This window comes from Sorangium sp. So ce448, assembly GCF_051520915.1.
GTDB lineage: Bacteria > Myxococcota_A > Polyangia > Polyangiales > Polyangiaceae > Sorangium > Sorangium cellulosum_B.
Genome location: NZ_CP150343.1, coordinates 10,644,367 through 10,669,486 on the forward strand (window position 1 = coordinate 10,644,367; position 25,120 = coordinate 10,669,486).

Genomic DNA, 25,120 nt, shown 5'->3' on the forward strand with positions numbered 1-25,120 from the left:
CACGGAGGTAGCACCGCGCACACCCGGCTGCACCCGGCCGCGCCAGGGTCATCATTGTAAGCCATCATCCAGCCCGCGCACACCACGCCACATCGGCCCCTCATTCCGCGCGCAAGCTTGAAAGTTTGTGGCTCGGGGAGCACCTTAGCCCTCCGCCGGACCCCTAGCTGGATGGTAGCGCCTCGAGCGCATGACTTATGGCTGACGAATTCAGAGCCCCTCCCACGACCGCGGCCCACCACGATGCTCCAGGCGAGCACACCATCGACCTCGTCGCCGCCTGGCGGACGGTCAGCAAGCACTGGGCCGTCGCACTGACGACCCTGCTCTTCGTCGCCCTCAGCGTCACGTTCTACACGCTCGGACAGAAGAAGATCTACCAGTCGACGGCGACATTGCAGTTCGATCCGAACCCCCCCCGCCCGCTCGGCCGGGGCGTCGATACCGTCGTCGACATGGGCTCGGGCTCGTACTGGAACAACCGCGAGTACTACGAGACCCAGTACAAGGTCATGCGGTCGATGCGGGTGGCGCTGGCAGTCGTCGCCCAGCTCAATCTTCAGAACGACGCGCACTTCCTCAATGATCTGCCGAGGGACGCCGCCGCCCCCGCGCCGATGAGCGTGAGCCCGGAGGAGGCCGCCGAGCTGGTCCGCGAGCGGCTCGCGGTCGAGCCGGTGAAAGACAGCCGCCTCGCCATCGTCCGCTACAACGACGCAGATCGCGAGCGGGCGCAGCGGATCCTTTCCATGCTGATGGACGTCTACATCGAGCAGAACCTCGATGACGCGCTCACCTCGACGAACTCGGCGGTCGACTGGCTCCGGACGCAGCTCGACAAGCTGAAGAACGATCTCGAGACGAGCGAGACGTCGCTCCATGAGTACAAGAAGAGCAACAACATCCTCGACATCGATTTCGAGGACAAGACCAACCTGCTTCGCGAGGAGATGAAGCAGATCAACGACGCCCTCACGACCGTGCGCACGCGGCGCGAGGAGTTCGCCGCGCGCACCCACGAGCTGTCGCAGGTCGACCCGAACAACCCGCTCGATCTCCCCGCCTCCGAGCTCATCCAGAGCCCGCTTCTCCAGATGCTGCGCGCTCGCCATGAGGAGTTCGTCCGTGAACGCGACGCGCTCGTCGGCTCCGGCAAGGGCGAGAACCACCCGGAGGTACGCGCTGCGACCGAGCGGGTGGCCGCCAACAAGAGCGCGCTGATCGCCGAGATCAAGAATGTTCAGGGCGCCGTGAGCAGCGATCTCGCCATCGTGAAGCGCCAGGAGACAGGCCTCGCGGGGCTGCTCGATGGCGCCAAGAAGCAGGCCTTCGAGCTGAACTCCCTCAAGATCGAGTACGACCGGCTCCGCAGGACGAAGGAGAACACGGAGAAGCTCTACCAGCTCGTCCTGGAGCGCACGAAGGAGAGCGATCTGCAGCGGATGATGCGGGTGAACAACATCCGCGTCCTCGACAGGCCGAACCTCCCGCTCATGGCGATCCGGCCCCGCGTCCCGGTCAACATCGCGATCGGGATCCTCGCCGGGCTGCTCCTCGGGATCGGTGCGGCGATGGCGCGGGCGATGCTCGATCGCACCCTGACGACGCCAGACGAGGTCGAGCGGGAGCTCGGCCTGCCCTTCCTGGGCCTGCTCCCGGAGTTCGACCGGCGGGACAGAGGCGAAGCCCTCCCCCGCCGGGCGCGCCGCCGGGGCAAGCTCGCGGTCCAGCTGGGCCGGCCCGAGTTCATCGTCCACGATCAGCCGAAGAGCGGGATCGCCGAGGCGGCCCGGGCGATCCGGACGAACCTGCTCTTCATGTCGCCTGACCAACCCTACAAGACGCTCCTTATCGCGAGCGCCGGCCCCGCCGAGGGCAAAACAACGGTGTGCTGCTGCATCGCCATCGCCATGGCGCAGGCCGGGCAGCGGGTCGCCCTCATCGATTGCGACCTTCGCAGGCCGCGCCTCCACACCATCTTCGACAAGGGACCGGAGCTCGGCGTGACGAGCGCGCTGCTCGACGACTCCGTGGTGGACGACGAGAGCGCGCTCAGGACCGAGGTGGAGAACCTGTATGTCATCCCCGCCGGCCCCATTCCGCCGAACCCAGCGGAGCTCCTGCACAGCGATCGCTTCAGGGCGCTGCTCCGCAAGCTTCAGGGTCGCTTCGACCGGGTGATCATCGACAGCCCGCCCATCGGCGCCGTCACCGACGGCGCCGTGCTGTCGACGCTGGTGGACGGCACCCTTCTCGTCGTGCGGGCCTCGGCCACGACGCGCGACTTCGCGCGCCACGGGATCCGGGCGGTGCTCGACGTCGGCGGCAAGACCGTGGGCGTCGTGCTGAACGCCGCCGACCTGAACCGCCGGGAATATGGCACATACCGCTACTACGGCGACAAGAAGGACGGCCACTACCGGGCGACCGCCGAGCACGCGCCACCCGACGACGCGGATGCCCCACCGCCTCCCCTGCCGAACTGAGGAGCACCGCCGTTGGTCCCCATCAGGTTCCCCCGTGCGAGCGGTGCCCGGCGCATCCGCGTCGCGGCGCCCACGAGGACGCGCGCACCCCTCGGGCGGCTCGCCGCGACGATCCTCGTCGCGACGCTGGCGACCACCGGTCCGATCCTCGAGGGCGCGCTGGGAGATGGGCGCGGGTGGACGATCGGCCTGCTCGCGCTGCTGCTCGCCCCGTCGCTCGCCCGCGCCGGCGGCCCTCGTTTCCATCCGCTGGATCCCGAGACGTACGTTCCGGCCACATACTTCCTCAGCGTCGCTTATTCACCCATCCTGGACCTGTTGACGTCCCGCGGGTTCTACCTGCCGAGCCGCGCGGTGGCGGCGATGGAGGCGGCCTACGCCGGCGCAGTCGGGTGCGCCCTCGCGTGCACCGCGCTCAGCCGTGTCCAGGAGAGCCCCAACACGGAGCGCCTGGTCCCCATGCGCAGGCCCAGGGCGATGCTGGACGAGGACTGGGGGACGATCGCTGTCGGCGTGCTCGGGCTCGGGCTCATCGCCGTTTGGATCGCCTCGATCGGCGTCGAGCGTTTCTTCACGATCAGCTATGCCGACAACCACCTCCTGGAGGACGGCAAGGGGGTGCTGACCGCGGGCTGGCACCTGGTCCGGCTCGCTATGGTGTACTGCTGCCTGCGGATCGCGTCGGCCCGCAAGGCCGGCGTGCCCGTCCCGACGATGGTCACCCTCGCCGGCCTGTCGTTCTTCGCGAGCTTCCTCCTCAATACGGTCATCGGCCGACGAGGCCCCCTCGTCTGGGCTCTGCTCTGCATAGCGCTCAGCCTGCACGTCTTGGGCATTCAAATTCGACGCCTTTGGCTGATCCTCGGCATGGTGGGCGTCGTCTTCTATGGCCTCTTCATGGAAGGCGCCCGGATTTCGACGGGCAGCGGGATCGCCGCACAGCTCGAGTCGGCGACCGCGTACCTCGATAGCATCAACAGCCCCTTCGAGATCCGGGAGCTCCAAATCGTCTACAGCAACCTCGTCACGATCGTGAACGACAGGCCTCCTCTCATCACCTACGCTGGTGAGAGCTGGGTCAACGCGTTCCTCATCCTAATACCCAAGCCGCTCTGGGACGGGCGGCCGCTCAGCCTGGCGCAGCGCTACGCGATATGGATGGATCCCGAGTTCGCGCGCCGCGGCGGCGGCTTCGCGATGAACGCTACCGCGGAAGGGTTCTTGAATTCCGGCCTCGTCGGCACCGCCGTCGAGATCGCGGTGTTCAGCGGGCTCTTCTTCATGCTGCCGCTCACCTTGTCGGCCTCGCGCAACACGACGCTGTTCATCCGTGCCTCCGCGGTGTGCCTCGCCTCGTTTGCATACAACCAGTTCCGGGGCGAGCTCACCTCGCTGCTCAAGATCGCGCTCTCGATAGGGCTCGCGATGCTCGCGGGCGTCGTGCTCACGACGTGCGCCAGGTACTCCCGCCGGGCGCTTGCCGCCATGCGCCCGTGGAGCCACAGACCGGCGCGGAGCCCGCGCGTCTTACGGCTCAGTCAGCCGCCAGCGCAGAACCGATAGCCAGAACCGATGGGGCTTACGACGTGGGACGGCAGCGTGGTCAGGACCCAGCAGCAGAGACCAGCTGTGCATAGAGCGCCGCGTACTCCGCCATCACCTTCCTGGTCGCGTAGCGGCGCACGGCGTGCACGCGCGCAGCCTCGCCGAGGCGCCTCCGCAGCGACGGGTCATCACGCAGCGAGAGCAACGCATCCCGCAGCGCCGCCTCGTTGCCCGGCGGCACCGCAATGGCGACACGCCCCTCGTCGCCTTCGATGACCTCGGGCACGGCGCCGACCGGCGTGACGACGCACGGCAGCCCGCTCGCCATGGCCTCGAGCAGCGCGTTCGGCAACCCCTCGCCGTGGCTCGGGAGGCAGAAAATATCTGTGCCGCGGTACACCGCGGGCATCGCGTCCGCCGGCTGTTCGCCGAGCAGCTCCAGGCGCCCCTGCCGCGTGAGCTCCCCGAGCGCTCGATCAAGCTGCCTCTCGTGATCCGCGTCAGACCCGTAGCCGCGCTTCCCTGCGATCGTGAGCGTCAGGCCCTCGACGGCCAGCAGCGCGCGCGCGAGCTCGAGGACGCCCTTCTGCGACGTGACCAGGCCCGCGAAGAGCACCCGCGGCGGCGCGGCGCCTTCCGCGCGCGGCATCGGTGCGGGGCAGTAGCGCTCCGTGTCGACGGGGTTCGGGACGCGGACCACCCGGCGCCCCGGGAGCAGGTCCTGCATGTAGGCCTGCAGCTCCTTCGAGAGCGTGAGGATGGCCGCCGCGCGGCCGAGCACGGCGCGCACGGCCTGCCGGGTGGGCCAGGGCAAGGCGCGATGCCAGCGGATGATCTGCGGAGAAAGCCGGATGTGGAGCACGGTCGGCACGCCCGCGCGACGGCACATCTCGAGCGCGATGCCGTCGCGGGCCGTCGCCCAGAACAGGGTGGTGCACAGGTGGACGACGTCCGGCCGGCGCCGCGCGAGGAGCTGGCGGAGCTCGCCCAGGGCATCGGCCGCACGGAGCACGCGCGCGAATCTGAACCGGCTCGTCGTCTCGATGCCCGAGCTTCGGGGTGAGGTGTCGACGGCGTCGGCCTCGATGCCTGCGTCTGGCGCCGCAGCGAGATAATTCTGCATCCATCGCGCGATTCCGCCATCCGGCGGTGGAATCGGTCCCCAGAGCGCTACGCGCACCGGTGCGCCTCAGAATCGCGCATCCGAGACGATCCGCGCCCAGTTGGCGCGGAACCATGCCACGTTGGCCGCGAGACCATCGTGCAGGTTCGTCCGCGCCTCGAAGCCGAGGACGCGCGCGGCCTTCTCGGTCGACGCCTGGCGACGGCGCTGCGTGTCCCACGAGCGGCGCCCGACGACGCGCACGCCAGCGCGGCTGCCGACCATCTCATTGATGTTCTGCGCGAGGTCGATGATGCGGGTCTCCCGGCTGGACGCCAGGTTGAACGCCTCGCCGGAGGCTGCAGGCACCACGCCCGACCGGAGCAGCCCGTCGACGATGTCGCCCACATAGGTGAAGGAGCGCGTCTCTTCTCCCGTGCCGGTGATCGGGAGCGGCTCGCCGCGCATCGCCCAGTAGATGAAGTTGGGGATGACATTACGGTAGCTGCCCGGCAGCTCGCCCGGGCCGTAGGAGTTGAAGAGGCGGGCTCGCACGGTGCTGAGCTTCTTGTGGCCGGTGAAGTAGTTGCAGTAGAGCTCGCCCATCAGCTTGGTGGCCTGATACGGCGTGTGCACGTCAAGCGAGACATAATCCTCGGGGACCGGCCTAGGCGGGTCGCTGCCGTACGCCGCGCAACCGGAGGAGCAGAAGACCACGCGGTCGACCCTGCTCCGCTCCGCGTGCTGCAGCACGCGCAGCGTCCCGAGGCCATTCACCTCGAGATCCCGCTCCGGGTTGTCCACCGAGTTCTGGTTCGCGAAAAGCGCGGCGAGATGGAAGACGTAGGAGGGCTTCTCCCGGAACACCTCCGCGAGCACGTCGTCGTTGACGACGCTCCCCTCCACGAAGCGCACATTGCTCCGCTGCGGCAGGCACCACCGGTACGCGGAGGAGAGGTCGTCGACGACGATCACCTCTGCGCCTTCGTCGGCGAGGGCCGCCGTGAGCGTGCTCCCGATGGCACCCGCGCCCCCGGTGACGATCACCAGGCGGTCCTTGTAACCCTGCCTGATGGTCTCCTGCCTCTCTGTACCTTCGCTCATGAGATGACTCCTTCTGCGGTGCGCGGAGGGGAATCGCACGCACATGGGCCCCTCGCAACTGTCCCTTCGCGTACCGAAACCTGCTTTCGACTTGCGTCCACTTCTCCGCTCGCGTGGCGCTGGCCTGTCGCGCTCGCCGTCATCGCGCCGCGCGCGAAGACTTCCTCGTACCGGGTTATCAGCGAATCGCGGGTGAACCAGGTGAGAAAAAACCTGCGCCCGGTCTCGCCCATGGCGCGCCGGGCCTCTGGAGCCATACCGTGTAGCTGACGTATGGCCGCCGCGAGCGCCAGCGGATCCCCGGGCTCGCACGCGAGACCCGCCCCGCTGTCCCGGACCAGGTCCGCCGGATCTCCGCCCGCTCCGACCAGCACTGGCCGCCCCGCAGCCATGTAGGCCGGAATCTTGGAGGGGATCGTCATTTCGAAGCATGGATCCCTCCGCAGATGTGCGAGGAGCACGTCGGCCATCGCGAAGAAGTAAGGCATGCGCTCGTGCGGCTGCTGACCGATGAAAACGACGTTCGGGAGCGCGCGATCCGCGGCCTCGCGCCGGAGCCGGGGCGCGTCGACTCCCTCCCCCACGAACACGATGCGTATGTCAGCGAGATCGCGCAGAAGGTCGGCCGCGGCAAGAACGCAGGAGAGGCCCTGGGCGGCACCCATGTTGCCCGCGAACAGAACCACGAACTTTCCCGACAGCCCGTGCTCCTCCGCGAGCCGCGGATCGGGCTCCATAGGTCGGTAGATCCGATCGTCTGCCCAGTTCGGGATCAGGTGCACCTTGTCGGGAGAGACGCCTTTGCGCACGAGCTCCCGCTTGAGGCCCGGGCTGATGACCGTGATGGCCGCAGACCGGTCGTAGATGGCTGAGGTCAGGCGATCGATGCCGGAGAGCACGAGGCGGTTGTTCAGCATGCCCGAGGCCGCCGCCGTCTCCGGCCAGATGTCCTGGACCTCGTAGATCATGGGGATCCCACGCAGCGCGGTGAGCCAGGCGGCCGCCAGCCCGAGGCTGGGCGGGGGATTGTGGACCCAGGCGACGTCCGCCGGCCCGGAGAGCACCGGGCCGAGCAGCGCGGTCGATGCAGCGAAGCTCGCGTAGTTGAGGGTCCGCAACACCCGCGAACGGCTGTGGTCGGGATAGATGGGGAGGCGGATCACCTTCACGCCGCCCGCGCGCTCCACGTCCCAGAGGCGCTGCCGGTACCCGGGATAGATACGACCCTGAGGGTAGCTCGGGAACGCACAGATCGATGCCACCTCATGTCCGCGCTCCACCAGCGCTTCCGCGAGCAGGTGGGGGCGAGCCACCGGCTCGGGGGCATACCACTGGGATAGCAGCAGGATTCTCACCGTGACCCTCTGGTGCGTCGGCGCGCGCTGGCATTCATCCGAAACGCGCGCGAGCGTTCATTCGCCGAGCCCCAAGCCCGCAGGAGCCTGAAGTATCAAGGACTTCGGGCCTTCCGCGGGGGCGCGCAGCTCCTCGCATAGGGAAATGCTCACCCCTGCGAAGCTTCCAGCCTCACTAGAAAAATTAAGCTCGACCGCAGTAGGGCTTGGCATCTCAGCAAGGAGCGTCCTTTACCATCCGTTCGAGATGCGACGCAAGGATGGATCGACGATCGTCCTCAACGGCGTGCGCAGATCCGCGCTGTGAGGTAACCTCCCAACAAGGGGGGCGGGCGAGTCCTTCAGGAGATCTCTGGCGGCCCGGCGGCGCTCGGAGCGCCAAACAGCCGGCCGCGCTCCGCGATGATTACAGATGGGTTCGCCGACAGGGCACAGAATGCAGAATCTGAGCGAAGATCAGCAGCGGGCACGACGTCACCGAGCCTCAGTTTCGACTTGACAGCAGGATCGTTTCTGCGCTGCAAAATGATCGTTTCTGCGCTGCAAAGCTTGTGCCCCAGCAGTGCATTCACGGCGCGGCGCCTCCGATGCCGAAGTACGTCCACCGCCACGGTGGCCTGCACCGGAGTGCTGCGCTACGAGGCATCTCGACGATGCGCGAATCGGCGCGTCGTCAACATCATGGACATAGAGAGGAGAAAGCACGCCCGAGGCCGAGCCAACGAATCTCTCGCCCCGACGCACCATACGTCGGAGCCAGGGTGGCAACACCCGCTCCGCGGTAGAGGCTTTTGCTTTGCTGGCTGTCAGCGCATAGGAGGACCTTGACTTCCAAATCGCGTCCGTAGTATCATGGGCCATCGGCCCGGGCGCTGGGGATTTTCGACGCTCGGACGCACTGCTTTTGCCAATCCTCCCGCCGGCTGGTCCCACTGTACTGACTTGGTGTACTATAGCGGGGCGCGTCTTCGTGTGATACGGGCTCATCCGTGTCGTTCGGCTCGCTACGGCGTACTTTCGTACGCCTCACTCGCCTGCCTAGCGGCTGAGCCCGTATCACACGAACCTGCACCCCGCTATAGGGGCGGAGCGCACCGACGAAGGATTGTCATCCATGACAACGAGCTACGAAATCGGCGCGCGGCGCCGCACCGTCAAGGTGCGAAGCTCACAGAGAGGATGAGCGATGGTAAGCACGCTCACCGCAGTCATCCTTGCGCTGATCCTCTCCTGGGCGGCAACGCCGCTGGTGCGCAGGCTGGCCTTCGTCGTCGGGGCGGTGGACAAGCCGACCGCGAGGCGCGTGCACACGCGCAGCATACCGCGCCTCGGTGGGCTCGCGATCGTGGCCGGCTTCATATTGCCGCTCTTCATTCTCGTGGCGCTGCAGACGCAGATCGCGGTCATGTGGTTCTCCCAGCGCTCGCTGGTGGTGGGCTTGCTGGCTGGCGGGCTGACGATCGCGGCGGCTGGCGCCTGGGATGACATCAAGGGGATGCGAGCGCAGCACAAGCTGCTTGTGCAGATCCTCGCCGCTTCGGCCGCGTGGGGCTTCGGGCTCCGCGTCGAGAGCGTGACGCTACCGTACTTCGGGCATGTGTCCTTCCATCCTTATTCATTCCTGGTGACGATTCCGTGGTTTGTCGGGATCATCAACGCGGTCAACCTGATCGACGGGCTCGACGGGCTCGCGGCAGGCGTGGGCTTCTTCGCTTGCGTCGCCAACTTCATCATCGCATACCTCGGCGGGTACCCGGGGAACCTGGTCATCTGCCTGCTCGCCGCGACGCTCGCGGGCGCGATCGTCGGGTTCCTGTTCCACAACTTCCACCCCGCGACCATCTTCATGGGCGACACCGGGAGCATGTTCCTCGGCTTCATGCTCGCGGCGATCCCGCTCGTCGGCGTGGGCACGACCAAGGGCGGGACCGCGCTCGCGATCCTGGTGCCCCTGCTCGCCCTGGGCCTGCCGATCTTCGACATGATCTCGGCGATGGTGCGGCGATTTCTAGCCCGGCGGTCGATCTTCTCGGCGGACCGCTCGCACATCCATCACAAGCTGCTCGACAAGGGCCACTCGCACCGCGGCGCGGTGCTCATCCTGTATGGGTTGAGCCTCCTGTTCACCGTGGTCTCGCTCGTGGCCTACGTCGGCCGCTCGCACGAGATCGGCCTCGCGCTCGTGGGGAGCAGCGCGGTGCTCTTCATCGTGGTGCGCGCGGCGGGCTCCATGCCCATATTCGGCGCACGAGCGCGCGACGCGCAGTACCAGCGCGACGCCACCGTGGAGGCGCTGCGCCACGCCGTGCCGAGGGTGCTGGTCGAGCTGGAGACGACGAGCGGAACGGAGAAGCTCCGCGGGGTGCTCGAGCGCCTGGCGGTGGAGGCGCAGCTCATGTCGGTCGAGGCAAGCTCCACCGGCGCCAACGGGAGCGCGCGCGTGAAACCGTGGCGCTGGACGCAGGACACGGCCACCCCGCAGCAACTCCGCGAGGCAGTCGTCGCGACGTTCCTGATCGACCTGACCGGTGAGCTCGTCGAGCTTCGCTTCCGCTGGGACAGTGAGGATGGCACGGTCCACCCGCAGGCGGACATGCTGCTGCAGCTCGTCGCAGACGCCGCCGAGCGCCTGCTGCGCGGGCCGCATGCGCGCCCGCTGAAGCCGCGCGCGCAAGAGCACCTGTCGGTTGTGTGAGGGCCTTCGCCGCGCAGCAGACTTGCTGGCGCTGCGCAACGTGACCGAGGAGACATCGTGGAGATTGCCCGCAGGATCGTCGAATTCAACCTCAAGACGAACGAACTATTTTACCGCTTCACAGATCGCGAGCATTACTGGAAAGTCTACCAGGGCATGGTGGATGAGGCGGTAACGCCAGCGAAGGATATCATTCATCTTGGCTGCGGGCCGCTCTGGTTCGGCAAGGTGGCGACGGTGCCGCTGGACGGCAAGACGATCTATGCCGTCGATCCGGACGAGCGAGCGCTCGCCCGCAACCCATCTCCGCACCGCATCTGCGCGTTCGGCGAGTCCATTCCGTTGCCAGACGGCTGCGTGGAGGTGATCGCCGCGGATCATCTGCTCGAGCATCTGGCGAATCCGGAGGCCGTGCTGCACGAGGCGCACCGCCTGCTACGTCCGGGCGGCCGGTTCTTGTTTACCGCGCCGAACCTGCTCTCCTACACGGGGCTGGCGACCCATCTGACGCCGTACTGGTTCCACACGTATTACCTGGGGCTGCTGCGCGCGACGAAGGGCCGCAGCGATATCCTGGCGTACCCGACCTATTTCCGCATGAACACGCTGTGGGCCGTGGAGCGCATCGCGAGGGCGACGGGCTTTCGTGTGGAGAAGCTCCACACCGGGGTGGATCACCCGACGTACACCGTGCTGTTCCCCGTGCTGCACCAGGCGGTGATCGCGCTTCACGTCTTGCTCGAGAAGGTCGAGTCGCTCGCCCCGTTCCGCATCACGCTCACTGGCTGCCTCGTCCGCGAGTAGGCGCGGCCTGGCGCGCGCCGCGCGCGGCCCGGCCAGCGAGCGCGGGCAGGGCACGGCGGCGGCTCGCGCGATGGTCCGGGCCGCGCGCGGCGGCCATCAGCTCGCGCCTGGCGCCACATACCCGTCGCCGCCCGTGGGGACCGGAGCTGCGAGGCGCCAGGACCGCGCGTTCAGATCCCCGCGCGCCGCCCGGCTCATAGCTCGTCGTACTTCAGCGTCCAGACGCGATGATCCTGAACGGGTTGCCCGCAACCACCGTGTTCGATGGAACATCCTTGTTCACGACGCTGTTGGCTCCGATGATCACGTTGTCGCCAACCGTGATGTCACCGATGACGACGCTCCCGGCCCGGATGTACACGTCATTTTGGCTTCGACGAACTTGCCCTGGCGTTGCTCGTAGAATCCTTCGGCGGTCGATTCGACGGACCCGCGCAGCCTGCCGACGCGAGAGCTCCCCCGAGGGACCTCGGCATCAGGTCCTCTCGGCAGCGCAGAAGATATAGGGGGATGTGACAGGGTTCGGGCGGAACGCCAAGCCGTGCGCGTCGAGCGCCCAGACCATGCCAGCCGCCGCAGAGGCCGCTCCCAACGCCGGCAGACGGAGCCAGCGCGACCCGATGCCGCCCACCCCGAAGAGGCTGACGTCGAGCGGAAGGATGTACTCGCTCCACAGGACATTGAGCCCTGCGTCGCGGTGGGCCTGGGTCAACGCCTCACGGTTGAGCGGGACATGCACGTCGTAGTTCGGCCTGTTGGTCACCTTGGCCACCCACCCGACGAGCCCGCACATGTTGGGAATCTCCGTGACCATGCGTCCGCCTGGGCGCAGGTAGCGCGCGCATGCGCGAAGGCATGCCGCTGTGTCCTCGAAGTGCTCGACCACGCCGAGCGATACGACCACGTCGAAGGCGCCCAGCAAGCGCTCCGGCGGGTCGAACAGGTCGGCGCACACGATCTCTCCCGGGATGCCGGCGCGCGCGAGGATGTCCCGCTCCTGCTTGCAGCCAATCTCGGTGTAATCGATCCCCGTGATATGAAACCCAAACTCGCGGGCGAAGTAAGGGAGCCAGGCGGAGCGACCGCAACCGACCTCCAGCAGGTGTTTTCCCCTCGTAGCCATGCCCTCGAACGCGCGAACGAACTCACGATGAAAAGCCTGGAGCACGTATTGCCTGAGCCCAGGCGCGCGCGGATTCACCGGCTCCGGAAGCGACCGGTTCGACCATATTTGATTCCAATGCGCTCGTCCTGCCTTGTCTCCGGCCGACATCGCCACGTCGTTCATCGCGTCCTCGCTAGGCAGGCCGCCGGCATCGACGGGTGCCTGGCGGAAGGAAACCACGATTTCCCACATCGATCCAGGGCAAAAACGCGCGGCGTTTCGGGCCCGCGCCGGCCGCGCGCCACGTCCGGCTCGGCGAGATCGAGCCTCGACAGCCGCGCAAGGCCATGCTGACGAGCAAGGTCGTGCGCTGCGGACGCTGCGGCAGCGACCTACATTACCCCCTGGAGGGCGGGATCGACTCCGCGAGATCCTGGCCCCCGTCGTGATGAGGCACGACTTCGCCGGCTGGGTCGTCCAGGCGTCACGCCGAGGCGGGTCGCTTTGCCAGGGCGCGACATTTCCGACTTTTTATTCGCTTCTCGTCTCGGGCTTCATAGCACTGCCGAATCACATTCTCCCGCAACCGCTTGGAATCGCTAAAGTTCTTATCGTATCACGGACTCTAAAACCCCAGTCATTTCGATCGCTTACGGAGCTGCGCGGCGCAGTGGTGCTAGCTTTCTCTCGTGCTAGCACCAAGCGCCCCCGAGCCCATCGGAGCGTTCACCGACGACTTTCCTCCTGCATGCGGAGATGGGCCTGACCGCGGCGCAAGTGGGCGCGGCGGTAGGCCGCACCGACCGGGCCATGCGCACCGTGCGCACGCTCACGGCGCAGCAGATGCTCGAGTCGATCTGGGCGGAGCTCGGGCGACAAGTTCTCTGAGACGGGGGGCGCGGGCGGGCGCGGGCGCAGCCGCAGGTGCGTCGCGCAGGGCGCGGCGGGCGCGCTTCATGCGCTCCTCCTGCTCGTCTGGGCAGCGGTGGTCTTCGCGCTCTGCCTCCGCTTCTACCGGCGCCGCGAGCGCTGGACGGCGGCGCGGCTCGCGATGACCCACGACCTCATCGAGCGGCTGGTTGGCCACCGCACCCGCCTCGCCCAGGAGGTCCCCGGGCGCGTTCATCGCGGAGAGGACGAGGCGCTCTCGCAATACCAGCTCCGGTCGCGCGAGCTCGACCACAGCCAGGTCGAGCTCGCCGCGATCGTGCCGCGCGGATGGCTCATGGCGGGCATCGTGGGCCTCTTGCCGCCGTTCCTGTCCGGCGGCGGATCCCCGGCCACGTACGCCGTCGCGCTCGGGGGCGTCCTGCTCGCGAGCCGCGCCCTGCAGGGGCTCGCGGCCGGCCGGGCGAGGCCCACGGTGAGCGACCTCTCGCTCCGGATCACGGCGGGCGAGCGCATCCTGCTCGAGGGGCGTCGAGCGGCAGGAAGTCGATGCTGAGCGCTGTCCTCTCGGGGCTGCGCGTGCCCGCGTGGCGCCGCCTCGTCGCGGCGGCGCCGCAGTTTCACGAGAATCACGTCCTCGCCGGGACGTTCGCCTACAATCTCCTGATGGGCCGGCGCTGGCCGCCGCGGCCCGGCGATCTCGAGGAGGCCGAGGCGCTCTGCCACGAGCTCGGTCTCGGCGATCTGCTCGCGAGGATGCCGTCGGGGCTCGATCAGGTGGTGGGCGAGACGGGCTGGCAGCTCTCGCACGGCGAGCGGAGCCGGCTCTACATCGCCCGCGCGCTCCTGCAGGGCGCCGAGATCGTGCTGCTCGACGAGAGCTTCGCGGCGCTCGACCCAGAGACGCTAGAACGAGCGCTCCGGTCTGTGCGCGGGCGGGCGCGGCCCCTCGTCGTCATCGCCCACCCGTGACATCCCGCGCGCCATGGTGAATGCTGCGGTCCGGTGCAGCAACGAAGCCTTTGGGAAAATGGAGGAACCATGCGTACCCACCGCACGCTTCTTGGGTTGGCGATCGGCGCTCTAATGGCCATGTCGGCCGTGACCGCACAGGCCGCGATATCCATCTCCGTCGTCGAAGCGACGGACGGACAGTTCGTCCAGGGAAACCTCTTGACCGTACACGTCATCCCAGAGGGGGACGCCACTCCCTCTCTCGTGACGGCAGAGTACGGAGGCATGGCGATCGAGCTCGCTCCGGCGGCCTCGGGCTCCTATGAAGGGACGTTCGACATCAGCGAGGTCGCCTACGGGCCTCACCCGCTGACGGTCAGCGTATTCGACCCGTCGGGGGGCGAGGAGACCGCGCAGACGATCGTGCACAAGTACGCGCCGCCGACGCCCTGGCTGTCGACGCCGAGGCCGAGCAGCGTCCTCGGACCCGCGCCGATCTTCGATGCGAGGTGCACGCCGACTCCGCCTTACGACTGCACCGACGTTTGCGTGACCCTCTCCGTGATGGGTGAAACCAAGGGGCAGCGCTGCTCCCACCGCGAGCCGGGCGAGTCGCCGGCGCCGCTGGCGCTCTATTGGTATTTCCCTTGGCGTCAGGATCCCACCACGCCGCTCCTCTCTGAGGGGGACGTGGTGACCGTCACCGTCTCCGCGCGCGCCGGGCTTCAAGGGAGCGCCAGCCCTGGCCCCGAGGTGAAAGAGGAGGTCGGGCCCATGTACGTCGAGACGAGCAGCAAGCTCACCGCTGCCCAGAGCGTTCCCGGCGCCATCCTCGATTTCGACGCCACACGCATCCTGTTCTTCCATCACCTCGGGCCGCTCGGCGTCATGAGCCGCGCCACGCAAGAGGTGACGTGGCTCTCGACGCTCCTGCGGGATCCGGCGGGGACCGTCACGACGTACGGCGCGCTCACGCCGTCCGGGGCCGTGATCCAGTCGTCGAGCGGCCGCATCTTCACGTGGGTCGACGGCCAGGGGACCAGGATAGTCCAGTCCGGGCGGCTCGACGCCGTGAACGGGGACAAGCTCGTCTGGACCTGGGAAGACGACGACAGGGGGTACGTGCACGTGCTGTCCACCGGCGTCAACACGCCGATCTGGAACCGGCCGGGCAGCACGTCGCCGCTCCAGACCGACATCACGCCGTCGGGGGAAGTCTATTACAGCTCCTACGAGGAGCCCTGGATTCGTCACCTCATGACCGCCCGCATCGGGAACCATCCCGGCCAATTGCAGCGGCCGATCTCCGACGGCGTGAACGTCGCCGGCGAGTGGTGGGACGGGACGACGAGCTCGAGTTATCTCTTCACGGCGACCGGAGAGGAGGTGTTCCTCGGCGACTCGATCTCCGGAGGCTCCGGCGGGCTCCTGCTGCACGCGGGCTACACCGGGTTCCTGATGAGCGACGGCGCCGTCAATCAGGTCTGGTTGCGGACCCCGGACGGCGAGCCGCACCAGATCAGCGACTTCGCGAGCTCGAGCTCCTTCGATCAGCAGAAGCTGCATGTCGGCCACGACGGCATCAGCGACAGCGGTGAAGTCGTGTTCCTCAACGGCAGGAAGCGTTATATCGGCGGCCCGGGCCTCGCGCCCGAGGCGGTCAGCTCGGACCTCGGGCACGCGCGCTGGATCGACGGGACCTTGCAGCTTTCCATCGGGAACACGCTGTTCCAGGTCGAGCGCGCGTCGGCCGCCAACGCCGGCGAGCCGCCGATCGCCGCGCTGCGCGCCGCTCCGGAAGGGCTCGATGCGCACGACCGGAGCGCCGGCGGGCCCCTCGACGCGGAGGCGCTGGGGGCGCTCGATCTCACGACGCGGCAGCTCGCCCTCCACGAGCCCATCGTGCCGAGCGAGCAGGACGGGGCGGACGACGCGGCCTTCGGCGCGCGGGGCGAACGCATCCCGGCGGGCCTGGGTTGCAGCACCGGCACGGCGGGATCGAGCGGGGGCGCCACGGCGCTGGTGATGGCGCTCGCGGGCCTCGCGCTCGGCCGGCGCGGCCGCCGGTGCTCGTAGCACGCCGCGCGGGAGCCGCGCGGGCTCGTCGAGAGCGCCGCGCGGTCCCGCCTCACGCATCCCTCAGCGCGCCGCGGCCCCCTCGCGGCGAGCAGGCCCGCAGAGCGCGCACCTGTGCCGCGAACCACCTCGGCTCGGCTCAAGGGACATCGGTCCAGCTCACGGGCGATAACCGGAATACGGATAGATCCCCAGCGAGTGGGGTCGCGCCAACCATCGCGACCACAGCCGCGCGTACCGGGCGCGGCGTCGCGAGGCCGATCGTGCCGCCGTGAGCGATGGCGGCGGCGCGGCTTCGCCACCGGCGTCGCCGTCGTGCAGCACGCGCCCTGCGGCTGCCAGGTGACTTCCGTGACCTGAGGCAGCTGACGTGGGAGTGGTCGCGATGACGATCGATCGACAGACCGAGGCCAAGATCCGCCGTCTCTTCTTCTGCGAGCACTGGAAGAAGGGGACGAGCGCGGAGCAGCTTTATTCCATAACGTGGAAGCGTCGTACATTCGCCTCCTTCGAACCTGTCATCAACCTCCGGGTCCGTTACGCAGACCTCCGTACAACCCGGTTGACAGCCTTGCGCGCAGACGAAGAGCGTCCGGACACGGCGCGATCGCGCGGAGCGCGCGCGGATTCGGAGGGCCAACGTCCTCATCGGAGGGCCGGCGTCATCGACGCCCGGACGCCGTCATCGACGCCGGCACCATCGAGGCGTCGAGCGAGCGGTCCAGGAAAAGCAGAGCTAGCTTGCCAGCCGGGCGATGCGAGCGCTGCGATGGCTGCGCGGCCCTGCGGCCCGGCTGCTGAGGCCGGCCCGACGCGGAACAATCGGCAGCCAGTGTAGGCCACCAGCCCGGATCAACGCGGCGCAGCAGGCGCTGCCGGACGCGCCCTCGCGTCCCCGAGCAGCCGCTGCGCGCACGCACTTCGCAGCGTGCAGCGTCCAAAGCGTGCTCCTCCAGCATATCAAGGACCGCCTGATTCCGCGTCCTTCCGCTGTGTCACGCGATCCCCCGTACGACCCGGTTGACAGTCTTGACGCGCCGGCCTACAAGGTCCCCAACCCTCACGCGTACGTAAGGGTCATGGTTTCAACCGAGCACGGCTCCGAGCGCGACGGGCCGTGACCACCCGATGACCACCCGCCACCACCTTCCGCTGGCCCACGAGCAAAGCATCGCGGGGCCCGTCACGTCCAGCACGTCCAGAACGGACGACCTGATGGGGGCTCTCGGGGACGCCGAGGACGAGGAGCGCCTCTTTCAGGTGGGGGACATCGCCAAGGCAACCGGGAAAACCGTGCGGGCGATCCACCACTACGAGGAGGTGGGGCTGCTCACGCCGCACGCCCGCTCCAAGGGGCGCTACCGGCTCTACGATCAGGCGGCCCTGACCCGCGTCCGGTGGATCGGCAAGCTGCACGACCTCGGCCTGTCGCTGAGCCAGATCCAGCAGATCGTCTCGACCTGGGAGTCGTCCCCCTCGGCCCCCGGCGCGATGGCGCAGATCCGCCACGTCTACCAGCAGAAGCTCGAAGAGGTGCGGGAGCAGGTCGCGCACCTCAAGACCCTCGAGCACGAGCTCGTGGCGAGCCTCGCCTACCTCGACACCTGCGAGGCGTGCGACCCGGCAGAGCTCGTCGCCGCCTGCACGAACTGTAACCTCCACGACAAGAGCACGGCTGAGCCCGAGCTCGTCGCCGGGATCCGCGGCAATGGGCATTGCCGCCACGGCTCGAATCACCGCTGAGCGAGAAACATCATGGCTATCCAGCTTCCGATCTACATGGACTACCACGCGACGACGCCCGTCGATCAGCGTGTCCTCGACGCGATGCTGCCGTATTTCAACGGCAAATTCGGCAACGCCGCGAGCCGGAGCCACGTCTTCGGCTGGACGGCCGAGGAGGCGGTCGGCCACGCTCGCGAGACGCTCGCCAGGTTCATCGGCGCCTCGAATCCGAAGGAGATCGTCTTCACCTCCGGCGCGACCGAGAGCGACAACATCGCCATCAAGGGGGTCGCCGAGTTCTACAAGGACAAGGGCAACCACATCATCACGAGCGTCATCGAGCACAAGGCGGTGCTCGACACCTGCAAGCGGCTCGAGAAGCAGGGCTACGAGGTCACCTACCTCAAGGTCGACAAGTACGGGATGGTCGACCCGGACGACGTCGCCCGGGCGATCACCGACAAGACGATCCTTGTCTCGATCATGCTGGCCAACAACGAGGTCGGCACGGTCCAGCCCATCGCCGAGATCGGAAAGATCACGAAATCGAAGGGGATCCTCCTCCACTCCGACGCGGTGCAGGGGGTCGGGAAGGTCCCGTTCAACGTCGAGCAGATGGGGGTCGACCTCGCGTCGGTGACGGCCCACAAGATCTACGGCCCGAAGGGCATCGGCTTCCTGTACGTGCGCAGGTCGAAGCCGCGCGTCCGCATCACCGCGCAGATGGACGGCGGCGGCCACGAGTTCGGCATGCGGTCCGGCACGCTCAACGTGCCCGGCATCGTCGGGTTCGCCCGGGCAGCCGAGATCCTCATGGAGGAGGGCGAGGCGGAGTCGGCGCGCATCCTGTCGCTGCGCGAGCGGCTGAGGAACCGGCTCTGGAAGGAGCTCGACGCCATCCAGCTGAACGGCTCGCCCGATCGGCGGCTGCCGGGCAACCTCAACGTGTCGTTCAGCTTCGTCGAGGGCGAGGCCATGATGATGGCGATCAAGGACGTGGCGGTCTCGAGCGGCTCGGCGTGCACGAGCGCCAGCCTGGAGCCCTCCTACGTCCTCCACGCGATGGGCATCGGCGACGACCTCGCCCACTCGTCCATCCGGTTCGGGCTCGGGCGCTTCACCACCGAGGAGGAGGTCGACTACGTGGCTGACCTCGTGATCCGGAAGGTGAACAAGCTGCGTGACATGTCGCCCCTCTACGAGATGCACAAAGAGGGGATCGACCTGAACACCGTGCAGTGGGCGGCGCACTGACGAGCGAGCACGAGCGGCGCGGGCGCCGCCGGCCCCACAGAGCAAGGTTTCGAGACGAAAGGAAACGGTCGAGGAGAGAGCCATGGCATACAGCGATAAGGTCATCGAGCACTACGAGAACCCCCACAACGTCGGCACGCTCGACAAGAATGACGAGCACGTCGGCACCGGGCTCGTCGGCGCTCCGGCCTGCGGCGACGTCATGCGCTTGCAGATCAAGGTCGGCGAGGGCGGCGTCATCGAGGACGCGAAGTTCAAGACGTTCGGCTGCGGGTCGGCCATCGCGTCGTCGTCGCTCGCCACCGAGTGGCTGAAGGGCAAGACGATCGACGAGGCCGAGACGATCAAGAACAGCATGATCGCCGAGGAGCTCCACCTGCCTCCGGTGAAGATCCATTGCTCGGTCCTCGCCGAGGACGCCATCAAGAGCGCCATCGCCGATTTCCGCGCCAAGCAGCAGGCGAAGAAGGAGCTCGCGGGCACGGCGTCTTCGGTCCCCGCCGCGACGGCGAGCGCGGAGTAACAGCGCCGGGGCTTCGGGGCGGAGGCGGCCCACAGCACCGGGACCGGAACCGGAACCGGAGAAGGAACGACGCATGCAGAGCAGTGAGCAGACCACGACCAAGCCGACGGACACCGGGCCGCACGCCGCGCCCACCACGACCGCGGACGGCGCGCCTGCGCGCAGCGACGGGGCCTCGGGCGAGGCGGAGGCAAAGCCGAAGCGGACGCTCTCGGTGAGCGACGCCGCGGTGCAGGCGGTCCGGGCGCAGCTCGCCAAGCGCGGCACGCCCGAAGGCGCCATCCGGGTCGGGATCCGCGGCGGCGGCTGCTCCGGGTTCTCCTACGTCATCGAGTTCGATGACAAGCCGCCCCGGTCCGGCGACCTCGTCCTCGAGTTCGCCGAGCCGGACAAGGCGACCGTGCGCGTCTTCTGCGACAAGAAGAGCATCCTCTACCTGGGCGGCTCGGTGCTCGACTGGGAGAAGACGCTCATGTACCAGGGCTTCAAGTTCAAGAACCCGCACGAGGCGACGCGCTGCGGCTGCGGGCACTCGTTCACGGTGGCCTGAGCCGCCGCAGGGAGCGCCCGCCCCGTCCCCAAGGCGCCTCCCCCAGAGCACGCCATGACCGATCCCTTCGATACCCTGGGCGTCGAGCCGCGGTTCGACCTCGACCTGCGCGCGCTGGAGCAGCGCCACCGCGATCTCTCCCGCGCGCTCCACCCCGATCGCTACGCGGGCGCCCCCGCGGCAGAGCGCCGGCTCGCGCTCGGCCGCGCGATCGAGGCGAACGACGCCCTGCGCGTCCTCAGGGATCCGATCCGCCGGGCCGAGGCGCTGCTCCAGCGCGCCGGGGTCGCGCGGGGCGAGGAGGGCGAGCAGAAGGCCTCCCCCGCCCTGCTCATGGAGATGATGGAGTCGCGCGAAGAGCTCGCCGAGGCGGCGAAGGGGCGCGATCCCGCGCGGATCGCGCGGCTCGGCGAGGCGATGCTCGCGCGCGAGCAGGCGACCCTCACGGCGATCCAGGGCGCCTTCGCCGCCGCAGGGAATGATCCGGAGAAGCTGCAGGGCGTGCTCGCCTTGCTCAGCGAGCTCCGCTACATCCGGCGGTTCCTCGAAGAAGTGAGCGCCATCGAAGAAGAGCTCGCAGATTTGAAATGACCCTCCTCGAAATTTTCGACCCCAAGGCAAGGCCCAGCCCGATCGGCATCGATCTCGGGACGACGAACTCGCTCGTCGCCCGCGTGCGCGACGGCCGCCCGGTGGTCATCGACGACTGCAATGGAGAGCGGCTTGTGCCGTCGGTCGTGCACTACGACGAGCGCGGCCGCGCGGTCGTGGGCGACAGCGCGCGGCGGCTCGCGCAGAGCCACCCCCGCGAGACCATCGTCAGCGTGAAGCGCTTCATGGGCCGCGGCGCGGACGATCCGGAGACGCGGCGGCTCGGGCCGTACGAGTTCGCGGAGCCGAAGGGCCCCGAGGACGCGAAGAGCGTGCGCTTCAAGGTGCGTGACGCGGTCGTGACGCCCGTCGAGGTGTCGGCGGAGATCTTGAGGGAGCTCCGCACCTCGGCGGAGCGCGAGCTCCGCTCCGTGGGCGGCGCGGTGATCACGGTGCCGGCGTACTTCGACGACGCCCAGCGGCAGGCGACCAAGGACGCCGGCCGGCTGGCCGGGCTGGAGGTGCTGCGCCTGCTCAACGAGCCGACCGCCGCGGCGCTCGCGTACGGGCTCGACAAGCAGCAGAACGGCCTGTTCGCCGTGTACGACCTCGGCGGCGGGACGTTCGACGTCACCGTCCTGCTGCTCGACAACGGGGTCTTCCAGGTGAAGTCCACGGGGGGCGACAGCTCGCTCGGCGGCGACGACATGGACAGGGCGCTCGCGGAGCGGCTGCTCGAGGAGATGGGCGCGACGCGGCGCACGCCCGAGGTGGTGCGGCTCGCGCTCGACACCGCCCGCAGCATCAAGCACGCGCTGACGGACGCGACGCAGATCGAGATCGAGCTGCCCGTGCAGGCGGCCGAGGCGACCGGCGGCCCGGCGTCGAAGCTGGTCACCGTGACCCGCGACGAGCTGAACGCGCTCATCACGCCGCTCCTGGAGCGCACGGGCGTCGCGTGCCGCCGCGCGCTCCGCGACGCGGGCGTCCAGGCCGCGGACCTCGACGGCGTGATCCTCGTGGGCGGCGCGACGCGCGTGCCCCACGTGCGCGACTACGTGGCGCGCCTCTTCGGCAAGGAGCCGCTCAAGGACATCGATCCGGAGGAGGTCGTCGCGCTGGGCGCGGCCATCCAGGCCGACATCCTGGCCGGCTCGATGGATCGCGCGGACGAGGTGCTCCTGCTCGACGTGCTGCCGCTGTCGCTCGGCATCGAGACGATGGGCGGCGTCGCCGAGAAGATCCTGCCGAGGAACACGACGATCCCGGCGGGGGCGCGGCAGACCTTCACGACGTACGCGGACAACCAGACGGGGTTCGATCTGCACATCGTGCAGGGCGAGCGGGAGCTCGCCGCCGACTGCCGTTCGCTCGCGCGCTTCGTGCTGAAGGGGATCCCGCCGATGCCGGCGGGCATGGCGCGGCTCGAGGTGACGTTCCGCGTGGACGCCGACGGCCTGCTCGGCGTGACCGCGCGCGAGCAGACGACGGGGGTCGAGCAGAAGGTCGAGGTCAAGCCGAGCTACGGGCTGACCGACGAGGAGGTCGAGGACATGCTCCTCGCGGCGCTGGACCACGGCGAGGAGGACCTGCTCAAGCGCCGGCTCGTCGAGGCGCGGGTCGAGGGCGAGCGCGTGGCGATGGCGACGCGCAAGGCGCTCTCCGCGGACGCCGATCTTCTCGAGCCCGGCGAGCGCGAGGCGATCGAGGGCGCGCTGAAGGGCCTCGACGCGGCGATCCGCGGCGACAAGCCGGGGCTGATCCTCGCGCGCACGGAGGCGCTCGACGAGGCGACGCACGGGTGGGCGGGGCGGCGGATGGACCGCGCCGTGGCCAGGGCGATCGCGGGCAAGCAGGTCGAGGACGTCGAGGCGAAGGTCGCCGCGGCGAAGGGCGTGGACGCGCACCTGGCCGAGCACGGCGGGGACGACGCGAGCCACGCGCAGGTCGAGGCGGGCGGCGCCAGCGCGGCGAAGGCCGGCGTCGAGGCGAGGAGGAGCTGATGGCCAAGGTCCGATTTCTTGCGCACGGACGCGCGTGGGAGGTCGAGGCCCCGGTGGGCTCGTCCGTCCTCCAGGCGTCGAAGTCCGTGGGCGCGCCCGAGGGCGACGCGTGCGGCGGCGTCTGCGCGTGCTCCACCTGCCACGTCTACGTCACGAAGGGGCGCGAGCTCCTCAGCGAGGCCGAGGAGGACGAGGAGGACATCCTCGACAAGGCCTTCGACGTCCGGTCGACGAGCCGCCTCGGCTGTCAGGCGAAGATCTTGAAAGACGGCGATATCGAGGCGGAGATCTCCCGCGAGAGCCTCGACGCTTTCTACAACGAGCACCCGAACGTGAAGGATCCGCGCAAGGGCTGAGCCCCCGGCGCGGGCCGATCAGCGCGAGCAGCGCGCGCCGCCCCGCGCGGGCCGACCAGCGCGAGCAGCACGCAACGACGGCAGGGACGGCTAGGGCGGCGGCCTGACCTTCGCGGTCGCCGGCTTCGGCTCGCGCTGCGCAGGCGGCGGGCGGCGGAGCTTGTCCAGCTCGGTGCTCGCCTCGGTGGCGATGCGCCGAGCGATGTGGGCGAAGGCCGAGGCGGCCTCCCTGGCCGGCGGCGTCGAGACGATCGCGACGAGGTGCTGCGCGGCCGTCTTCCTGCCGATGGGGACGAGGAAGAAGGTCAGGGCGGCGAGGAGGAAGACGACGCCGTTCGTGAGGCGCTTGAAGAACTCGCCGACCACAGGCGCCAACCGTAGATGGAGCGATCGGCCGGGGCCCAGTTCTCGGGAGCCTTTCGCCCTTCCAGCCGAAGGCGATCCCCTGCTCGCCCCTGCTCGCGACCACGAGGACGACGTCGAGGAGCTCGAGGAAGCCGCGGAGGAGGCGAAGGACGCCGACGTGAAGCGCTTCGCCGCCACGGGGCCGCCGCTGCTCCGGGAGCACCTCGCGACGGCGAGGCAGGTCTATGACAAGGTGAAGTAGACAGGGCGGCGCGAGCGCGCCCGCCCTGGGCGGCGTGGCCGGCGCACGGCGGCCGGCGCGCTCAGGCGACCACGCGCGCCGCGCGCTCGGGCCTCTCCGCTGGCGGCGGGGTCGTCCTCGACCTCGCCGCGCCGCGGACGGGCGCGAGCTTGCCCCGGAGCTTCTGATACGCGGCCGTGTCGACGGGCTCGCCCCGGACCCAGGTGCGGATGAACGGCGCCACCCCGGACTCCCAGGCGGCGCCGAGGCGGAGCGCGAGGAACTCGCTGTAGAGCGCGGTGAAGAGCGTCTCGAGCTCCTCGATGAGGTACATGCGCTCGTAGAACTGCTCGTCCGCGGCGTCCTTGACGACGCTCGGGATCTTCACGCCCGAGAGCGAGAACGCGTCGGCGTTGAACAGGAAGGCATACTCGAGCTCTCCGCGCGTGACGCGGACGCGCGCGTGCGACGGGAGCTTGCCCTGGCGCAGCGCCTCGTGGGCCTCGGGGGCGCTGCTCGGCGCGGCGCCCTTGAGCCGGCTCTGCTCCTTCTCCTGGACGAGCGTGATCTGCCCCTCGAGCCAGAGCTCGCAGACGCCGAGGGCGTCCAGGGAGAAGCGGCCCTCGAAGAGCTCGCTCTCGAACCAGAGCCAGACAAGGAATTCGCGGCCGACGAACCGGCGCTGCTCGATCAGCTCAGCGAGGCTCACAGGGCACCTCCAAGGGTCGATTCAGCGTGGAAGACCGTGGGCTTGAGCCGCTCGAAGGCGGCCTGCTGCTCTGCCGTCAAGCCGAGCTCACGGGCGGCCGTGTACGGGCTCTCCGGCACGAGATCGAGCTCGAAGGTCTCTTCGAAGAGCTCCGAGAGCCCCTCGTGCGCGCGCGGCGACTGGTTCCAGAACCGGACGACGCCGGCCTCCAGGTTCCAGGACAGATCCACGACCTTCATCACCGGCATGAGCTGCGCGCGGAGCTTCCTCGACACGACGGCCCGGAGCTCCTCCTTCTCGCGCCGCCCGAGCTTCTCGCGCCCGCGCTTCGCGAGGTGCTCCCGCTCCGCCTCGGCGAAATGCGCCTTGAAGAGCGCCGAGGGCACCTGCCAGCGATCGGTCCTGAGCCCGAGGTTGATGTACGAGTTGAAGAAGATCTTGCCGTGGTCGAGCTCGCAATCGAGCGGATTCTCGATGGAGCACCACCCGGCGCGCTGCTCCGCGTCCTCTTCGACCGTGAGCGGCCGGAACGCGCGGAGCTGGATTCGCTCGACGAACCTGTCGCGGAACCCCTCGGTGAGCTCCCCGCGGACATAGAACTTCGAGAATGAGATGGATCCTTTGAGTGCGCCCAAATGATCGTCCTTTCGTCTCGTGAAGGCGCAGGAGGTAGCCGAGCGGATCCAGGGGGTCAAAAAACCGGACGGGG

General features: G+C 68.7%; 25 protein-coding genes. 16 read left to right on the forward strand and 9 right to left on the reverse strand.

Annotation, left to right across the window (positions count from 1 at the left end; genetic code table 11):
* Window positions 1-197: 197 nt before the first annotated feature.
* Window positions 198-2,486: a GumC family protein gene (locus WMF45_RS40115; RefSeq protein WP_437711298.1), complete on the forward strand. Its 2,289-nt coding sequence runs from the start codon at window positions 198-200 to the stop codon at window positions 2,484-2,486.
* Between the two features lie 12 nt (window positions 2,487-2,498).
* Window positions 2,499-4,049: a hypothetical protein gene (locus WMF45_RS40120; RefSeq protein ID WP_437711301.1), complete on the forward strand. Its 1,551-nt coding sequence runs from the start codon at window positions 2,499-2,501 to the stop codon at window positions 4,047-4,049.
* A 40-nt stretch (window positions 4,050-4,089) separates the two neighbouring features.
* Here the strand turns inward: WMF45_RS40120 and WMF45_RS40125 are convergent, their stop codons facing one another.
* The 4 genes from WMF45_RS40125 to WMF45_RS40140 all read right to left on the reverse strand — a co-directional run bounded on the left by WMF45_RS40125 (window position 4,090) and on the right by WMF45_RS40140 (window position 8,164).
* Window positions 4,090-5,211 carry a glycosyltransferase family 4 protein gene (locus tag WMF45_RS40125; protein ID WP_437711303.1) on the reverse strand — a complete coding sequence of 374 codons (1,122 nt, stop codon included), beginning with the start codon at window positions 5,209-5,211 and terminating at the stop codon, window positions 4,090-4,092.
* A 9-nt stretch (window positions 5,212-5,220) separates the two neighbouring features.
* Window positions 5,221-6,237: an NAD-dependent epimerase/dehydratase family protein gene (locus WMF45_RS40130; protein ID WP_437711305.1), complete on the reverse strand. Its 1,017-nt coding sequence runs from the start codon at window positions 6,235-6,237 to the stop codon at window positions 5,221-5,223.
* The gene (locus WMF45_RS40135) at window positions 6,234-7,592 is read right to left on the reverse strand and encodes a glycosyltransferase family 4 protein (protein ID WP_437711307.1); all 1,359 of its coding nucleotides are present in this window, start codon (window positions 7,590-7,592) and stop codon (window positions 6,234-6,236) included. The genes WMF45_RS40130 and WMF45_RS40135 overlap by 4 nt, the downstream gene beginning before the upstream one ends.
* Before the next feature lie 341 nt (window positions 7,593-7,933).
* Window positions 7,934-8,164 (reverse strand): hypothetical protein, encoded by a 231-nt coding sequence (locus WMF45_RS40140; protein ID WP_437711309.1) that lies wholly within the window; start codon window positions 8,162-8,164, stop codon window positions 7,934-7,936.
* 614 nt (window positions 8,165-8,778) lie between these two features.
* Between WMF45_RS40140 and WMF45_RS40145 the strand changes: the two genes are divergently transcribed.
* Window positions 8,779-10,287, forward strand: coding sequence for a glycosyltransferase family 4 protein (locus tag WMF45_RS40145; protein ID WP_437711311.1), 1,509 nt, complete (start codon window positions 8,779-8,781; stop codon window positions 10,285-10,287).
* 57 nt (window positions 10,288-10,344) lie between these two features.
* On the forward strand, window positions 10,345-11,091 hold the full coding sequence (locus WMF45_RS40150; protein WP_437711313.1) for a class I SAM-dependent methyltransferase: 747 nt from the start codon (window positions 10,345-10,347) through the stop codon (window positions 11,089-11,091).
* Window positions 11,092-11,302: 211 nt separating this feature from the next.
* Here WMF45_RS40150 and WMF45_RS40155 read toward each other — a convergent pair whose 3' ends face one another.
* Both WMF45_RS40155 and WMF45_RS40160 read right to left on the reverse strand, forming a co-directional pair.
* Window positions 11,303-11,452 carry a hypothetical protein gene (locus WMF45_RS40155; RefSeq protein WP_437711315.1) on the reverse strand — a complete coding sequence of 50 codons (150 nt, stop codon included), beginning with the start codon at window positions 11,450-11,452 and terminating at the stop codon, window positions 11,303-11,305.
* 114 nt (window positions 11,453-11,566) lie between these two features.
* A complete protein-coding gene (locus WMF45_RS40160) occupies window positions 11,567-12,448 on the reverse strand; it encodes a class I SAM-dependent methyltransferase (RefSeq protein WP_437711317.1) in 882 nt (293 codons plus the stop codon).
* A 504-nt stretch (window positions 12,449-12,952) separates the two neighbouring features.
* Between WMF45_RS40160 and WMF45_RS40165 the strand changes: the two genes are divergently transcribed.
* From WMF45_RS40165 to WMF45_RS40215, 11 genes are all read left to right on the forward strand, one after another.
* The gene (locus tag WMF45_RS40165; RefSeq protein ID WP_437711319.1) at window positions 12,953-13,084 is read left to right on the forward strand and encodes a hypothetical protein; all 132 of its coding nucleotides are present in this window, start codon (window positions 12,953-12,955) and stop codon (window positions 13,082-13,084) included.
* A 97-nt stretch (window positions 13,085-13,181) separates the two neighbouring features.
* Window positions 13,182-13,640 carry a hypothetical protein gene (locus WMF45_RS40170; RefSeq protein ID WP_437711321.1) on the forward strand — a complete coding sequence of 153 codons (459 nt, stop codon included), beginning with the start codon at window positions 13,182-13,184 and terminating at the stop codon, window positions 13,638-13,640.
* Window positions 13,634-14,056, forward strand: coding sequence for an ATP-binding cassette domain-containing protein (locus WMF45_RS40175; protein WP_437711323.1), 423 nt, complete (start codon window positions 13,634-13,636; stop codon window positions 14,054-14,056). Before WMF45_RS40170 ends, WMF45_RS40175 begins: the two co-directional genes overlap by 7 nt.
* A gap of 120 nt (window positions 14,057-14,176) precedes the next feature.
* Window positions 14,177-16,114 (forward strand): hypothetical protein, encoded by a 1,938-nt coding sequence (locus WMF45_RS40180; protein ID WP_437711325.1) that lies wholly within the window; start codon window positions 14,177-14,179, stop codon window positions 16,112-16,114.
* A gap of 1,128 nt (window positions 16,115-17,242) precedes the next feature.
* A complete protein-coding gene (locus WMF45_RS40185; RefSeq protein ID WP_437711327.1) occupies window positions 17,243-17,857 on the forward strand; it encodes a MerR family transcriptional regulator in 615 nt (204 codons plus the stop codon).
* A gap of 18 nt (window positions 17,858-17,875) precedes the next feature.
* On the forward strand, window positions 17,876-19,093 hold the full coding sequence (locus WMF45_RS40190; RefSeq protein ID WP_437719628.1) for an IscS subfamily cysteine desulfurase: 1,218 nt from the start codon (window positions 17,876-17,878) through the stop codon (window positions 19,091-19,093).
* An 82-nt stretch (window positions 19,094-19,175) separates the two neighbouring features.
* A complete protein-coding gene (iscU, locus tag WMF45_RS40195) occupies window positions 19,176-19,616 on the forward strand; it encodes a Fe-S cluster assembly scaffold IscU (protein ID WP_437711329.1) in 441 nt (146 codons plus the stop codon).
* A gap of 73 nt (window positions 19,617-19,689) precedes the next feature.
* Entirely contained in the window at window positions 19,690-20,166 is a 477-nt protein-coding gene (locus WMF45_RS40200) for a HesB/IscA family protein (RefSeq protein ID WP_437711331.1), read from the forward strand.
* 54 nt (window positions 20,167-20,220) lie between these two features.
* Complete coding sequence (hscB, locus tag WMF45_RS40205) at window positions 20,221-20,757, forward strand: Fe-S protein assembly co-chaperone HscB (protein ID WP_437711333.1); 537 nt, start codon at window positions 20,221-20,223, stop codon at window positions 20,755-20,757.
* Window positions 20,754-22,760 carry a Fe-S protein assembly chaperone HscA gene (gene hscA, locus WMF45_RS40210; RefSeq protein WP_437711335.1) on the forward strand — a complete coding sequence of 669 codons (2,007 nt, stop codon included), beginning with the start codon at window positions 20,754-20,756 and terminating at the stop codon, window positions 22,758-22,760. The genes hscB and hscA overlap by 4 nt, the downstream gene beginning before the upstream one ends.
* Window positions 22,760-23,116, forward strand: coding sequence for a 2Fe-2S iron-sulfur cluster-binding protein (locus WMF45_RS40215; RefSeq protein WP_437295123.1), 357 nt, complete (start codon window positions 22,760-22,762; stop codon window positions 23,114-23,116). Before hscA ends, WMF45_RS40215 begins: the two co-directional genes overlap by 1 nt.
* Before the next feature lie 90 nt (window positions 23,117-23,206).
* Here WMF45_RS40215 and WMF45_RS40220 read toward each other — a convergent pair whose 3' ends face one another.
* Complete coding sequence (locus WMF45_RS40220) at window positions 23,207-23,482, reverse strand: hypothetical protein (RefSeq protein WP_437545253.1); 276 nt, start codon at window positions 23,480-23,482, stop codon at window positions 23,207-23,209.
* On the opposite strand from WMF45_RS40220, the gene WMF45_RS40225 reads away from it, so the two are divergent.
* A complete protein-coding gene (locus WMF45_RS40225; protein WP_437711337.1) occupies window positions 23,463-23,723 on the forward strand; it encodes a DUF4142 domain-containing protein in 261 nt (86 codons plus the stop codon). The two genes, WMF45_RS40220 and WMF45_RS40225, sit on opposite strands and share 20 nt — an antisense overlap.
* A gap of 61 nt (window positions 23,724-23,784) precedes the next feature.
* Here WMF45_RS40225 and WMF45_RS40230 read toward each other — a convergent pair whose 3' ends face one another.
* Window positions 23,785-24,411 carry a hypothetical protein gene (locus tag WMF45_RS40230; protein WP_437711339.1) on the reverse strand — a complete coding sequence of 209 codons (627 nt, stop codon included), beginning with the start codon at window positions 24,409-24,411 and terminating at the stop codon, window positions 23,785-23,787.
* Entirely contained in the window at window positions 24,408-25,046 is a 639-nt protein-coding gene (locus WMF45_RS40235) for a hypothetical protein (RefSeq protein WP_437711341.1), read from the reverse strand. The genes WMF45_RS40230 and WMF45_RS40235 overlap by 4 nt, the downstream gene beginning before the upstream one ends.
* Window positions 25,047-25,120 lie beyond the last annotated feature (74 nt).

Excerpts from the sequence above, each read along its gene's own strand:
- iscU (WP_437711329.1), top strand. The coding sequence starts at position 19,176 with ATGGCATACAGCGATAAGGTCATCGAGCACTACGAGAACCCCCACAAC.
- WMF45_RS40185 (WP_437711327.1), top strand. The coding sequence starts at position 17,243 with ATGACCACCCGCCACCACCTTCCGCTGGCCCACGAGCAAAGCATCGCG.
- WMF45_RS40115 (WP_437711298.1), top strand. The coding sequence starts at position 198 with ATGGCTGACGAATTCAGAGCCCCTCCCACGACCGCGGCCCACCACGAT.
- hscB (WP_437711333.1), top strand. The coding sequence starts at position 20,221 with ATGACCGATCCCTTCGATACCCTGGGCGTCGAGCCGCGGTTCGACCTC.
- WMF45_RS40165 (WP_437711319.1), top strand. The coding sequence starts at position 12,953 with ATGGGCCTGACCGCGGCGCAAGTGGGCGCGGCGGTAGGCCGCACCGAC.
- WMF45_RS40160 (WP_437711317.1), bottom strand. The coding sequence starts at position 12,448 with ATGTGGGAAATCGTGGTTTCCTTCCGCCAGGCACCCGTCGATGCCGGC.
- WMF45_RS40180 (WP_437711325.1), top strand. The coding sequence starts at position 14,177 with ATGTCGGCCGTGACCGCACAGGCCGCGATATCCATCTCCGTCGTCGAA.
- hscA (WP_437711335.1), top strand. The coding sequence starts at position 20,754 with ATGACCCTCCTCGAAATTTTCGACCCCAAGGCAAGGCCCAGCCCGATC.
- WMF45_RS40145 (WP_437711311.1), top strand. The coding sequence starts at position 8,779 with ATGGTAAGCACGCTCACCGCAGTCATCCTTGCGCTGATCCTCTCCTGG.
- WMF45_RS40200 (WP_437711331.1), top strand. The coding sequence starts at position 19,690 with ATGCAGAGCAGTGAGCAGACCACGACCAAGCCGACGGACACCGGGCCG.
- WMF45_RS40215 (WP_437295123.1), top strand. The coding sequence starts at position 22,760 with ATGGCCAAGGTCCGATTTCTTGCGCACGGACGCGCGTGGGAGGTCGAG.
- WMF45_RS40175 (WP_437711323.1), top strand. The coding sequence starts at position 13,634 with ATGCTGAGCGCTGTCCTCTCGGGGCTGCGCGTGCCCGCGTGGCGCCGC.
- WMF45_RS40130 (WP_437711305.1), bottom strand. The coding sequence starts at position 6,237 with ATGAGCGAAGGTACAGAGAGGCAGGAGACCATCAGGCAGGGTTACAAG.